At 62.4% G+C, this 12,798-nt stretch carries 15 protein-coding genes; 9 read left to right on the forward strand and 6 right to left on the reverse strand.

Translation table 11 applies throughout. From position 1 onward, the window contains the following. Positions 1 to 10: 10 nt before the first annotated feature. Positions 11 to 733 (reverse strand): flagellar brake protein, encoded by a 723-nt coding sequence (locus SKZ59_RS01155; RefSeq protein ID WP_319990572.1) that lies wholly within the window; start codon positions 731 to 733, stop codon positions 11 to 13. Positions 734 to 895: 162 nt separating this feature from the next. Here SKZ59_RS01155 and SKZ59_RS01160 point away from each other — a divergent pair, with 162 nt between their 5' ends. Further along, the gene (locus SKZ59_RS01160; protein ID WP_319990573.1) at positions 896 to 1,267 is read left to right on the forward strand and encodes a DUF6713 family protein; all 372 of its coding nucleotides are present in this window, start codon (positions 896 to 898) and stop codon (positions 1,265 to 1,267) included. 9 nt (positions 1,268 to 1,276) lie between these two features. Here SKZ59_RS01160 and moaC read toward each other — a convergent pair whose 3' ends face one another. Then, positions 1,277 to 1,783 (reverse strand): cyclic pyranopterin monophosphate synthase MoaC, encoded by a 507-nt coding sequence (gene moaC / locus SKZ59_RS01165; RefSeq protein ID WP_034746095.1) that lies wholly within the window; start codon positions 1,781 to 1,783, stop codon positions 1,277 to 1,279. A 267-nt stretch (positions 1,784 to 2,050) separates the two neighbouring features. Between moaC and SKZ59_RS01170 the strand changes: the two genes are divergently transcribed. Beyond that, positions 2,051 to 3,559 carry a M48 family metalloprotease gene (locus SKZ59_RS01170; protein WP_413774531.1) on the forward strand — a complete coding sequence of 503 codons (1,509 nt, stop codon included), beginning with the start codon at positions 2,051 to 2,053 and terminating at the stop codon, positions 3,557 to 3,559. Here SKZ59_RS01170 and SKZ59_RS01175 read toward each other — a convergent pair. The 4 genes from SKZ59_RS01175 to SKZ59_RS01190 form a co-directional block, all read right to left on the reverse strand. After that, entirely contained in the window at positions 3,556 to 4,152 is a 597-nt protein-coding gene (locus SKZ59_RS01175) for a DUF2946 family protein (protein ID WP_319990574.1), read from the reverse strand. The two genes, SKZ59_RS01170 and SKZ59_RS01175, sit on opposite strands and share 4 nt — an antisense overlap. Further along, positions 4,145 to 5,170, reverse strand: coding sequence for a YheT family hydrolase (locus SKZ59_RS01180; protein ID WP_319990575.1), 1,026 nt, complete (start codon positions 5,168 to 5,170; stop codon positions 4,145 to 4,147). The genes SKZ59_RS01175 and SKZ59_RS01180 overlap by 8 nt, the downstream gene beginning before the upstream one ends. Continuing rightward, positions 5,170 to 5,595, reverse strand: a complete 426-nt coding sequence (locus SKZ59_RS01185; protein ID WP_034746103.1) for a YybH family protein — start codon at positions 5,593 to 5,595, stop codon at positions 5,170 to 5,172. The genes SKZ59_RS01180 and SKZ59_RS01185 overlap by 1 nt, the downstream gene beginning before the upstream one ends. Before the next feature lie 72 nt (positions 5,596 to 5,667). Then, complete coding sequence (locus tag SKZ59_RS01190) at positions 5,668 to 5,862, reverse strand: zinc-finger domain-containing protein (protein WP_034746106.1); 195 nt, start codon at positions 5,860 to 5,862, stop codon at positions 5,668 to 5,670. A gap of 258 nt (positions 5,863 to 6,120) precedes the next feature. Between SKZ59_RS01190 and SKZ59_RS01195 the strand changes: the two genes are divergently transcribed. From SKZ59_RS01195 to purE, 7 genes are all read left to right on the forward strand, one after another. Beyond that, the gene (locus tag SKZ59_RS01195) at positions 6,121 to 6,855 is read left to right on the forward strand and encodes an AzlC family ABC transporter permease (RefSeq protein WP_319990576.1); all 735 of its coding nucleotides are present in this window, start codon (positions 6,121 to 6,123) and stop codon (positions 6,853 to 6,855) included. Continuing rightward, positions 6,848 to 7,198, forward strand: a complete 351-nt coding sequence (locus SKZ59_RS01200) for an AzlD domain-containing protein (protein WP_319990577.1) — start codon at positions 6,848 to 6,850, stop codon at positions 7,196 to 7,198. Before SKZ59_RS01195 ends, SKZ59_RS01200 begins: the two co-directional genes overlap by 8 nt. 77 nt (positions 7,199 to 7,275) lie before the next feature. After that, positions 7,276 to 8,487, forward strand: a complete 1,212-nt coding sequence (locus tag SKZ59_RS01205; protein ID WP_319990578.1) for a phosphoglycerate kinase — start codon at positions 7,276 to 7,278, stop codon at positions 8,485 to 8,487. 110 nt (positions 8,488 to 8,597) lie between these two features. Continuing rightward, a complete protein-coding gene (gene pyk / locus SKZ59_RS01210) occupies positions 8,598 to 10,046 on the forward strand; it encodes a pyruvate kinase (protein WP_034780607.1) in 1,449 nt (482 codons plus the stop codon). Between the two features lie 187 nt (positions 10,047 to 10,233). Further along, entirely contained in the window at positions 10,234 to 11,298 is a 1,065-nt protein-coding gene (fba, locus tag SKZ59_RS01215) for a class II fructose-bisphosphate aldolase (protein WP_034746119.1), read from the forward strand. Positions 11,299 to 11,402: 104 nt separating this feature from the next. Then, a complete protein-coding gene (locus SKZ59_RS01220) occupies positions 11,403 to 12,296 on the forward strand; it encodes a phosphoribosylaminoimidazolesuccinocarboxamide synthase (RefSeq protein WP_034746123.1) in 894 nt (297 codons plus the stop codon). 1 nt (position 12,297) lies between these two features. Further along, positions 12,298 to 12,795 (forward strand): 5-(carboxyamino)imidazole ribonucleotide mutase, encoded by a 498-nt coding sequence (gene purE, locus SKZ59_RS01225; protein WP_319990579.1) that lies wholly within the window; start codon positions 12,298 to 12,300, stop codon positions 12,793 to 12,795. Positions 12,796 to 12,798 lie beyond the last annotated feature (3 nt).

Raw genomic sequence — 12,798 nt, forward strand, 5'->3', positions numbered from 1 at the left:
CAGTTGGGTATCAGACGATTTTTTGCCGGTCCGCGATCAGCGCTTCATACGTGAGGTTTTGCAGCAGGGTGTAGTGGGTCGGTTCCAGGTCGATGAATTGCACGCCGTACGTATGAATTTCAGCTACCCCGGTGGCGTGGCCATTCGACGGCTTGCCCACGCTCACGTTCTGGATGCGGGCGCGCGTGTTGACGCGCATCTGATGCTTGTTCGGCTGCACCAGCAGGGTAAAGCTCAGCGCCACGCCTTCGTCATCGGGCGTAAGCATGCTGGGCGCCTCGATCAGCGCGCCCGAGACGCTGAGGTTGACGATGAACACGGGCACGGCCGCCACGTCGCGGTAGCTCAGCTGCGCCGGAATGTCCACCTTGACGCGCATGGCCGTGCGCAGACTGGTGCCCTGGATGGCATCGGGAAAGCTCAGGTGGACATAGTTGAGCGGGCGGCCGAAGATGCGCAGCACGCTGCAGGAAAACGAACAGACGGTGACACCGGAAAACACGCGGATAGTCAGTTTGTCGCCCTCGTTGAGGACAATGGACGCACCGTTTTCCATGGGAATCTTGACGATCAGGTACTCGTCTTTCACATAGCCGATGACGGTCGAGAAATGCTGGATGGGTTTGATGGTGCGGTGCGTGATGAACTGGATGCGTCCCCCCACCTGCAGATTCATGGCCTCGAAGTCGAAGTCCTGGAGCTTGGTTTCCGCGGCGGGTCTGTTGCTTGTCATGCGATGCTCATGTGGATATGGACGACTCGCAGTATGCATGATTTCTTGATGAAAAAGCATTTATATCAATGAAATTCATTTTTACATCGAAAGTGCCATGGGCACATGCCGGTGCGTGGTGCAGGCTTTACAATGGGATCAATATTGACGAATGTAAATCTTATGCCGCGCAGCTACTTCTGGACCATGTTGTTCCTGATCTTGCATCAAATCGACGCTGCCTATTGGAAAGAGTGGGAGATGTTTCATCTGCCGGGCGGCGTGCAGGGTTTTCTCGTGTTTAACCTGGCGGCGATTACCGTGGTGCTGGCCGGTTACCGGCACGTGCTGCTGGCCACCGCGCGGGCGCCCCTGTACGCTGGTGTCTGCGCCGCGCTGGGCGTGGGAACGTTCCTGATCCACGCCGGCTTCGCACTGGCAGGGCTGGAACAATTCCACTTGCCCCTGTCCATGGCCATCATCGTACTGTGCCTGGCCAGTGCCGTCTGGCTGCTGCGCGACTTGCGCCGCGTCCAGGGCCATCTTGCGCGCTAGGCAAAATAATTACACCTCGGCGTGCCAATCGCCCGACTTGCCGCCATGCTTTTCCAGCACGCGCACATTCGTCATGACCATGCCGCGGTCGACGGCCTTGCACATATCGTAGATCGTCAACAAGCCGATTTGCACGGACGTGAGCGCTTCCATTTCCACGCCCGTCTTGCCCGTCGTATCGACCTGGGCGCGGCAGTGCACGCTGTTGGCCGCTTCATCCACTTCAAAATCGACGGTGACGCGCGTGAGGGCCAGCGGGTGGCACAGGGGGATCAGGTCGCTCGTGCGCTTGGCGCCCATGATGGCGGCGATGCGGGCGATGCCCAGCACGTCACCTTTCTTGGCGTTGCCGGAAATGATCAATGCCAGGGTGGCCGGCTGCATGCGGATGGTGCCGGCGGCCACGGCGCTGCGCCGCGTGTCTTCCTTGCTGCCCACATCGACCATATGGGCCTGGCCCGTGGCGTCGAAATGGGTCAGTTCCCCGGCGGGGGCTTGCTTGTCTGCTGTTGTCATGGCGTCAAAATAGGTAAGAAAAGGGAAGCGCGGCACGCCCTGTCACGACCTCATGCCACTGGCATGACGCGTGGGAATGGGCGCCGCTAACAAGGTATGATAGCACCCGTGAATTCAAAAACTCCCCTTCCGATCATCGTTGAAAACGCCGCTGCGGCATGGCTGCGCGGCTCCCGGCGCGCGTCCGTGCTGGCTGCCTTGTGGCTGGCGGCGCCCTGTGCGCTGGCGCAAACCTATACGTCCGCGCCAGCGGTGCCGGCCGCCAGCGTGGCGGCCAAGCCGGGAAGCGGCTGGACGCCGCTGGCCGTGCCGTCGGCGCCGAACCTGCCGAACCTGGGTGACACGTCGCGCGAAGACCTGTCGCCGGCGATGGAGCGCAAGATCGGCGAGGAAATCATGCGCGGCATCCGCGGCGACCGCGACTATCTCGACGACGCGCCCCTGCTCGAATACCTGAATACCTTCGGCAACGCGCTCGTGGCGGCACGCCCCAGCGTGCGCGGCGAAACGAATTACGACTATTTCTTCTTTGCCGTACGCGATCCCCAGTTGAACGCGTTTGCCTTGCCCGGCGGCTTCATCGGCGTGCACTCGGCCCTGGTGCTGGCAGCGCAAACGGAGGCGGAACTGGCGTCCGTGCTGTCGCACGAGATCGGCCATGTGGCGCAGCGCCATATCGCGCGCATGCTGGGCCAGCAGCGCCAGGATGCCCTGATGCCGCTGGCGGCCATGCTGCTGGCGGCGCTCGCTTCGCGTGCAGGCGGCGATGTGGCCATGGGCGTGTTTGCCGCCGGCCAGGGCCTGGCCATCCAGCGCCAGCTCAATTTCGGCCGTGACGCCGAACGCGAGGCGGACCGTATCGGTTTCCAGATCATGGGCGAAGCCGGCTTTGACACCACCGGCATGGTGGCCTTCTTTGGCCGCATGCAGGCGGCCAGCCGCTCGTACAGCGACTTGATGCCCGCCTATCTGCAGACCCATCCGCTGACGACGGAGCGCATCGCCGACATCCAGGCGCGCATCCGCGAGCAGCCCTACAAGCAGCGTGCGGACAGCCTGAGTTTCCATCTGGCCCGTGCGCGCGCCCGCGTGCTGCAGGATGAAAGCGTGCAAGGCCTGTTGAACGCCAAGGCCGTCTTCAAGACGCAGCTGGAGCAGCAAAGCCGCTTCCAGGTGACGGCCGCCCATTACGGTTTGTCCTTTGTCGCTGTCAAGCAGGGCAAGCCGGCGGAGGCGCAAAAGGAACTCGATGCCGCCAATGCGGCCCTGCACCAGCCGGTCGGGCCGAATGTATTTACCTCGGGCGGCACGCAGGCGCCCAATTCCTTGCTGACGGCGATGGGGCTGGAAGTGCTGTTGATGCCGGCGCAAAAGAAGGAAGTGGCGCAGCAAGCCCTGAAGGCGGCGGACGCTGCGCGCCAGCAATTTCCCCTCTCGCGCGGTATTGCCCATCAGTATGCGGAAGCGCTGATGGCTGCGGGCAAGCTGGAGCAATCGACCGTGTATTTGCGCGAGCAGGTGCAGCTCTACAAGGAAGAGCCGGAACTGTACGATTTACTGGCGAAAGCCTATGCGGACCAGGGCAAGATGACCTTGCAGCACATGGCGCTGGCTGAATCCTACGTGCTGCAGGGCGCCACCATGGCCGCGCTGGACCAGCTGACGATCGCCCGCAAATCGACGGACGCGACCTTTTATGACCAGGCCGTGATCGATGCGCGCGAGCGTGAACTGCAGGAAAAGCGCCGCGAGCAGATCAAGGACCAGAAGGGCTAGTTTTTATCGGCTTGCGGCGCCCGCTGGAAGCCGAAGGTCTGCGGCACGGAGTCATAGCCCAGCGGCTGCACGGCGATCTCCTTGCTGTCATGCAATAACATCAAATTGCCTTGAGCATGCTCCAGCCAGGCTAGCAGGGTCTCGTCGCTCAAGGCCAGCCCATCAACGCGCAGCGACGCCAGCACTTGCGCCATGTCGCGGTCGTCGACCTGCGCCACGATATCGGCGTGGCGCAAGATCAGCGCGCCGTTGTCGCACAGGTAAACCTGCTCGATTCTCGATAGTGGCGCGCCCGTCTGCAAGACAAAACCGTGTTGCGGGTCGCTGCGGGCGATGTACGGCGTCGCTTCCAGGTTCACATACACGCGCTGCGGGCCATTCTGGAAAAACCAGCAGCCGCGTTCATCCTGGGCGTAATTGCGGTTGATGAAATTCAACAGGGCCGCGTGGGCGATCTTGTCGCCGGGCAGTTGTTGCTGTTGCGCCTGCTGGTCGCGCATGCGCCAGTGGCCGCGCGCGTCCAGGCCCAGCCAGCCGTAGCAGTGGGGTACGTTCGGCCATTTGACCAGGGCTTGCTTGACGAGTTCATCCATGTGTAGCGTTTTCCGTGTGAGTGCGCGCACCGCCAGCGTGCCAGCTTTGCGGTGCGAACGGCGCCATGTTGCCGTTTTCAAAGAAGGAAAGCAGCCGTTGCGGCAGCCAATACAAGCTTCCCGGCAGCTTGCCAGCGGCAAAGCCGACGTGGCCGCCGTGGCGCGGATACTCGAGCGTGACCTTCGGCGCGGCGCTGCGCGGCAAGAAGCGCCCGGGCAGGAAAGGATCGTTTTGCGCATTCAGCACCAGGGTCGGCACGGTGATATCTTGCAAGACGTGTTTGGCGCTGGCGCGGTGCCAGTAATCGTCGGCGTCGCGGTAGCCGTGCAGCGGTGCCGTGACGACATTATCGAAGGCGTGCAGATCGCGCGCGGCCAGCATGGCGTCGCGCGCGAACAGGCCGGGAAACTGCTCGAGCTTGGCCAGGCATTTCGGCTTCAAGGTGTTCAGGAACATGCGCGTGTAGAGCCGGTTGGCGCCGGAAGACAGGGCCTTGCCCCCTTGCGCCAGGTCCAGCGGGGCGGACACGGCCGCTGCCGCATCGATGAAATCGGCCTGGTGCTGCGATTGGCCCAGCCAGCACAGCAGGGCGTTGCCGCCCAGCGAGACGCCGGCCGCATACAACTTTCCCGTGGCGCGCGGGCGCAGGCGCTGCACGATCCAATCCACTTCCTGCGCATCGCCCGAATGGTAAAAACGGGGCGCCAGGTTCGCCTCGCCCGAGCAGCCGCGAAAATGCGGCACGGCGCCCGACCAGCCGCGCGCGGCCACCTCGGCCATCAGTGAGCGCGCGTAATGGCTGTTCGACGAGCCTTCCAGACCGTGGAACAGCACCACGAAGGGCTGGCCAGGCTGGCCGTCGACCAGGTCGACGTCGACGAAATCGCCATCGGGCGCTTGCCAGCGTTCGCGGCGGAAGGCCACGGCCGGCTTGGCGAGGCATACGGCCGGATAAATCGTTTGCGCGTGGCCGCCAGGCAGCCACAGCGGGGCGGTGTAGGAAAGAGACAAAGCCATCAGTGCAGGATCTGCGTCCCCGCGGCGTCGGCCGGTGCGCCACCGGGGGCGATGGAAGCGTGGTGCAGCACGATGCGCCAGCCGCGCGGCGTTTTTACATACACATTCGTGGCCAGCAGATGCGCCGGGCCGCCTTCTTCCTGGGTCACGCCTTCGATCACCGTGTGCACCGAACTCATCAGATTGTGCGTTTCATGCAGCTGCGCCGGCACGATGTGCAGGCCGCCGCCGGCCAGGATGGTTTCCCACGAGGCGCGGATGGCGGCATGGCCGATCAGGCGCGCGCCACCCGGGTGGATGCAGACGATCTCTTCATCGTCGGCCCATAGCGCCATCAGCGCTTCGAGGTCGGCGCGGTGCAAGGCATCGTAGAACGCCGCTTCGACTTCGGCGGCGCTGCCATTGAGTTCTTTCAGACGTTTCATGACGACTCCGGGCTGATCGCTATAACTTGATGCAAATAAAAACGGCGCGCTGGGGGCGCGCCGCTGGGCAGTTTAATGATGGCCGGCGCTGGCGCCTTCCTTCAGCGTGTAGGCCGTGCCGCAGTACGGGCACTTGGCGACGCCGTCCTTGTTAAATTCCAGGAACACGCGCGGATGCGACGACCACAGCGGCATGGCCGGGTTAGGGCAGTGGGCTGGCAAGTCTTTACTGTCGAGTTCGACCGCTGGCTGGGTGGTTTTTGTCATCTTGTCATGCTCCGTGAGGCTGTATGGAAGGAAGTCGGCTGCTGCCAAAAGCACGATTTTAACGGATTCAGGCAGACAGCAAAAATCATGGCTAAAATGTCGGCTTGATCATCTTCGGCTGCGGCGCGGTTTTTCGCGACAATATGGCTGCCGTAGCGCCACCCTGACTGGATTTGCCTTGCCGGTATCACCGTTGCGGAGCCGTTCTCCGCGCACCATTGTTGTGCAGTTACCACACTACCTCGGCCGGAGCGCCGCGTGAACGCCGTCCCGGCCGCCAAGGACGACGCCCTGCTGAAAGATGCCTGGCGCGCCGGCCTGAACTTGGGGGCGCCCACCCTGCTGGGCATCGCCGCCTGGGGCATGGTGGTGGGCGTGGCCATGGTGAAAAGCGGCCTGACTGTCGCGCAGGCGGGGGCCATGACCCTGTTTGTCTTTGCCGGCTCGGCCCAGCTCGCGTCCTTGCCCCTGCTGGCCGCGCAGGCGCCCGTGTGGGTGATCTTTGCCACGGCCCTCGTCGTCAATTTGCGTTTTGTCATTTTTTCCGTGCTGCTGGCCCCCCATTTCTCCCATCTGCCGTGGCGCCAGCGCTTTGCGCTCGGCTATGTGGCCGGCGACATCACCGTGGGCCTGTTCCTGCAACGCTACCCCCATGAAACGCCGGACCCGGCCAAGCTGCCTTTCCTGAAAGGCTTGATCTACCCCAACTGGCTGGCCTGGCAAATCGGTTCCTTCATCGGCATCGTGCTGGGCGCCGTCGTGCCGGCCGAATGGGGGCTCGGTTTTGCCGGCACCCTGGCGATCCTGTGCGTGACTGTGCCGCTGATCCTCAGCCGCGCCGCCCTATGCGGCGTGCTGGTGGCGGGCGTGGTGGCCGTGCTGGCCTTCAGCCTGCCGTATAAGCTGGGCTTGCTGGTAGCCGTCGTGGTGGGCATGGTCAGCGCCATGGCCGTGGAAGAATTGACTGAAAAATGGGCAAAACGCCATGATTGACGGCATCGACTGGGGCAGGGCAGACGTGTGGATCGCCATCGCCGTGCTGGTGGTGGCAACGGCCGCCACGCGCAGCACCTTCTGGCTGATCGGCCATCACATCACCATCCCGCGCCGCGTGGGCGAGATGCTGCGCTATGCGCCGGCCTGCGCGCTGGCGGCCATCATCGCGCCCGACCTGCTGATGGAAGAGCAGCAAGTGCACTTCGACTTATCCAATTTGAAACTCTTGTCGGGTATTGCCGCCACGCTCTTTTTCGTGATTCGCCGCAATATGCTGCAAACCATCGTCTTCGGCATGCTGGTTTTCACGGGCTTGCGACTGTTGCATGTTTTTCAGTAAAGCAGGACAAATCGGCGATTTGGTCTGGTCCTTGCGGTAAAATAGCGCACTTCCTTCCACTCGTCATCTGGATCGCCATGTCAGCTGTTCTCAACTTCATCCGTCTGCAAGATTTGATCGCCCAAAATGCACTGCAAGGCAAGCGCGTGTTTATCCGCGCCGACCTGAACGTCCCGCAAGATGACAGTGGCAAGATCACCGAAGATACGCGCATCCGCGCCTCGGTGCCGGCCATTCGCGCCGCCCTTGACGCTGGCGCCGCCGTCATGGTGACGTCGCACCTGGGCCGTCCGACGGAAGGCGAGTTCAAGCCAGCCGACAGCCTGGCGCCCGTGGCGGCACGTTTGTCCGAGCTGCTGGGCCAGGACGTTGCACTGAAACAAAACTGGATCGATGGCGCCGGCCTGGAAAACCTGGTTGCCGGTCAGGTCGTCCTGCTGGAAAACGTGCGCGTCAACAAGGGCGAAAAGAAAAACAGCGATGAGCTGGCGCAAAAAATGGCCAAATTGTGCGATATCTACGTCAATGACGCGTTCGGCACGGCCCACCGCGCCGAAGCGTCCACGCACGGCATCGCCAAGTTCGCGCCCGTCGCCTGCGCCGGCCCGCTGCTGGCCGCCGAACTCGATGCGCTGGGCAAAGCGCTGCACGCACCAGCCCGTCCATTGCTGGCCATCGTTGCCGGTTCGAAAGTATCGAGCAAGCTGACCATTTTGAAAGCCCTGTCCGACAAGGTCGATAACCTGATCGTCGGCGGCGGCATCGCCAACACCTTCATGAAGGCCGTCGGCTTGAACGTCGGCAAGTCGCTGGTGGAAGCGGAGCTCGTTGAAGAGGCGAAAGCCATCATCGAGATCATGGCCAAGCGCGGCGCGCAAGTGCCGATTCCCGTCGACGTCGTGTGCGCCAAGGAATTCTCGCCAACGGCAGCCGCCACCGTCAAGGACGTGGCCGACGTGGCGGACGACGACATGATCCTCGATATCGGCCCGAAAACGGCGGCCCTGCTGGCGCAGCAGATCGCCGCCGCCGGTACCATCGTGTGGAACGGCCCCGTCGGCGTATTCGAGTTCGACCAGTTCGGCAATGGCACCAAGACCCTGGCCCTGGCTATTGCCGACTCGAAAGCTTTCTCGATTGCCGGCGGTGGCGACACCCTGGCGGCGATTGCCAAATACGATATTACCGATAAAATCAGCTATATCTCGACCGGTGGCGGCGCTTTCCTGGAATTCCTGGAAGGCAAGACACTCCCAGCAGTTGAGATCCTGATGCAACGCGCAGGCTGATCCGGCCTGACTGTCGTGCCACCAAGCGCAGCCTGACCGCTGCGCTTTTACCTTGCCGGGCGGCTCAGCCGCCAGGTCTTGCTCACCTTCGCTCGCGCACAAGGACTCCTATGCCACGCGGTACAAAAATCGTAGCAACAATCGGCCCCGCTTCCACTGACTTCGATATCCTGGTCAAAATGATACGTGCGGGTGTCGACGTGGTGCGCTTGAATTTTTCCCACGGCAAGGCGCAAGACCATATCGACCGCGCGGCGCTGGTGCGCCTGGCGGCCGCCGAGTGCGGCCGCGAAGTGGCCATCATGGCCGACATGCAAGGGCCGAAGATTCGCGTCGGCAAGTTTGAAAACACGCGCATCCAGCTCGAAGCGGGCGAGCGCTTCATCCTCGACGCCAAGTGGGGCGAAAACGGTGAACTGGGCAACCAGGAAAGAGTCGGCCTCGACTACAAGGCCTTGCCGCGCGACTTGCACAAGGGTGACGTGCTGCTGCTGAACGACGGCCTCATCGTGCTGATCGTTGAGCGCATCCACGGCAGCGAAATCCACACGACCGTCAAGATCGGTGGCGAGTTGTCGAACAACAAGGGCATCAACCGCCAGGGCGGCGGCTTGTCGGCCCCGGCCCTGACGGCCAAGGATATGGAAGACATCAAGACGGCCATGAGTTTCCAGGCCGACTATCTGGCTATTTCCTTCCCGAAATGCGCGACCGACATGGAAATGGCGCGCCAGCTGGCCAATATCGCCGGCGAACCGTACCACCACAAGCCGATGATGATCGCCAAGATCGAGCGGGCCGAAGCCATTCCTGCGCTGCAAGAGATTCTCGACGCTTCCGACGGCATCATGGTGGCGCGTGGCGACCTGGCGGTCGAGGTGGGCAATGCGGCCGTGCCGGCCTTGCAAAAGCGCATGATCAAGATGGCGCGCGCATCGAACAAGCTGGCGATCACGGCCACGCAGATGATGGAATCGATGATCGTCAACGCCGTGCCGACCCGCGCGGAAGTGTCCGACGTGGCCAATGCCGTGCTCGACGGCACGGACGCCGTCATGACGTCGGCCGAAACGGCCTCGGGCAAGTACCCGATCGAGACGGTGGAAATGATGGCCGCCATCTGCGTGGAAGCGGAACAGTCCGAATACAACAAGCTCGATGCCGATTTCCTCAACGTCACGTTTACCCGCATCGACCAGTCGATCGCGTACGGCGCGCTGTTTACGGCCCACCATTTGCGCGTCAAAGCCATCGTGGCGCTGACGGAATCCGGTTCCACCGCCTTGTGGATGAGCCGCCACAGTATCGACACGCCGATCTATGCACTGACACCCAGCGTCACGACTTTGCGCAAAGCCGCGCTGTATCGCAATGTTCGGGCGTATCATCTGATGCAGAACGCCCCCAGCGCGCAAGTGCTGAAGCAGGCGGAAGAGCTGCTGGTGGCGCAGGGCATCGTCCGCAAGGGCGACATGATCGTCGTCACCTGGGGCGAGCCGATGGGGCAGGTGGGCGGCACGAATGCCTTGAAAATCGTCACGGTCGGCGAATTCGAGTAAGAACGCCCACAAACCGCCCAGGGCGTTGTTGCATTGCCTCGTCGTACTAGTCGTACTGCCTTCGGCAACGCGCCTAGCCCTGAGCAGTTTGCTGGACGTTCTGGTTTTGTTGAAAGAATTCAGGCGCCGCCGCGGTCATCGACCGCGAAGCGCCACAACGGTTTCTATTGTTATCTGGAGTATTACCATGTCTCTCGTATCCATGCGTCAACTGCTGGACCATGCCGCCGAAAACGGTTATGGCATTCCTGCTTTCAACGTCAACAACCTGGAGCAAGTGCAAGCCATCATGGCCGCCGCCGATGCGCTCAACAGCCCGGTGATCATGCAAGCGTCCGCTGGCGCGCGCAAGTACGCCGGTGAAGCGTTCCTGCGCCACCTGATCGACGCCGCCGTCGAAGCGTATCCGCACATCCCCGTCGTCATGCACCAGGATCACGGCCAGTCGCCGGCCGTCTGCATGGCCGCCATCCGCTCGGGTTTTACTTCCGTGATGATGGACGGTTCGCTGGAAGCGGACGGCAAGTCGGTTGCTTCCTACGAATACAACGTGGAAGTATCGCGTGAAGTCGTAAAATTCTCGCACGCCATCGGCGTGACGGTGGAAGCGGAACTGGGCGTGCTCGGTTCGCTGGAAACCATGAAGGGCGACAAGGAAGACGGCCACGGCGCCGACGGCACCATGACCCGCGAGCAACTGCTGACGGACGTGGCACAAGCGGCCGACTTCGTGCAGCGCACCCAGTGCGACGCCCTGGCGATCGCCATCGGCACCTCGCACGGCGCCTACAAGTTCACGCGCAAGCCGACGGGCGACATCCTGGCCATCGACCGCATCAAGGAAATCCACGCGCGCATCCCGAACACCCACCTGGTGATGCACGGTTCCTCATCGGTGCCGCAGGAATTGCTGGCCATCATCCGCGAATTCGGCGGCGACATGAAGGAAACCTACGGCGTGCCAGTCGAGGAAATCCAGGAAGGCATCCGTCACGGCGTGCGCAAGATCAACATCGACACCGATATCCGCCTGGCGATGACGGCTGCGATCCGCAAGTACCTGTTCGAGAACCCGTCGAAATTCGACCCGCGCGACTACCTGAAGCCAGCCCGTCTTGCCGCAGAGCAAATCGTACGCGCCCGCATGCAGGCATTCGGCTGCGAAGGCCAGGCGTCGAAAATCAAGGCCATGCCACTGGAAAAAATGGCCGAGCGCTACAAGGCCGGCGAGCTGTCGCAAATTGTGAAGTAAAATTCTGTCTGGAACGGGCCGGAGGCAATCCTCCGTGCCCGATTTTCTCGACCGGCAGGCACCCCTTGCCTGCCGGTTTCGTTTCATCCAACTATTCCCCCGCTATGAACAGCCTCTATCAGACTTCCATCCACTCCCTGCCATTGCTGGGCCACGGCAAGGTCCGCGACAATTACGCCGTTGGCGACGACAAGATCCTGATCGTCACTACGGACCGCCTGTCGGCCTTCGATGTCGTCATGAACGAGCCTATCCCCGGCAAGGGCAAGGTTCTCAACCAGATGAGCGATTTCTGGTTCGAGAAACTGGGCCATATCGTGCCGAACCACCTGACCGGCGTGGCGCCGGAATCTGTGGTCGCGCCCGAGGAAGTGGAACAAGTCAAGGGCCGCGCCGTCGTGGCCAAGCGCTTGAAGCCGATCATGGTCGAGGCGGTCGTGCGCGGCTACATCATCGGTTCGGGCTGGAAAGATTACCAGGACACGGGCAGCATCTGCGGCATCAAGCTGCCAGCGGGCCTGCAACAGGCGGAAAAACTGCCGGAGCCGATCTTCACGCCGGCGGCCAAGGCCGAGCTGGGCGAGCATGACGAAAACATCAGCTTTGCTGAAATGGAAGAGCGCATCGGCGCCGAACTGGCCGCCAAGATGCGCGACGTCGCCATTCAACTCTACAAGACGGCCGCCGAATACGCTGCCACGCGCGGCATCATCATCGCCGACACCAAGTTCGAATTCGGCCTGGACGACAATGGCGTCATGCATTTGATGGATGAAGTGCTGACGGCCGACTCGTCGCGCTTCTGGCCCGCCGATTCGTATCAGCCTGGCATTTCGCCACCGTCGTTCGACAAGCAATTCGTGCGCGACTACCTGGAAACGCTGACCTGGGGCAAGACCGCACCGGCGCCAGCGCTGCCGGCCGACGTCATCGAAAAAACCCAGGCCAAGTACTTCGAAGCCATCGAACGCCTGACGGGCGAGAAGCTGAAGGCCTGAGATGATTGAGCAAAACAAGCCACTGGTCGGCGTCATCATGGGCTCGTCTTCGGACTGGGACGTGATGCAGAACGCGGTCGCCATGCTGAAACAGTTTGGCGTGCCGTACGAAGCGCAAGTCATTTCCGCGCATCGCATGCCCGACGAGATGTATGCGTACGCGAAAAGCGCACGCGCGCGCGGTTTGCGCGCCATCATCGCCGGCGCCGGCGGCGCGGCCCACCTGCCTGGCATGGTGGCGGCGATGACCATCGTGCCCGTGCTGGGCGTACCCGTGCCGTCGAAATACTTGCGCGGCGAAGATTCCATGCTGTCCATCCTGCAAATGCCCAAGGGCGTGCCGGTGGCCACGTTCGCCATCGGTGAAGCGGGCGCGGCGAATGCGGCGCTGACGGCGGTAGCGATGCTTGCCGCCAATGACGACGCCCTGGCCGAGCGCCTGGAAGCGTTCCGTGCCACGCAAACGGCCGCCGCCAAGGCCATGGTCTTGCCTGATTAATGT

It is taken from the genome of Janthinobacterium sp. GMG2 (genome assembly GCF_033949445.1).
Classification (GTDB): Bacteria; Pseudomonadota; Gammaproteobacteria; order Burkholderiales; family Burkholderiaceae_D; genus Janthinobacterium; species Janthinobacterium aestuarii.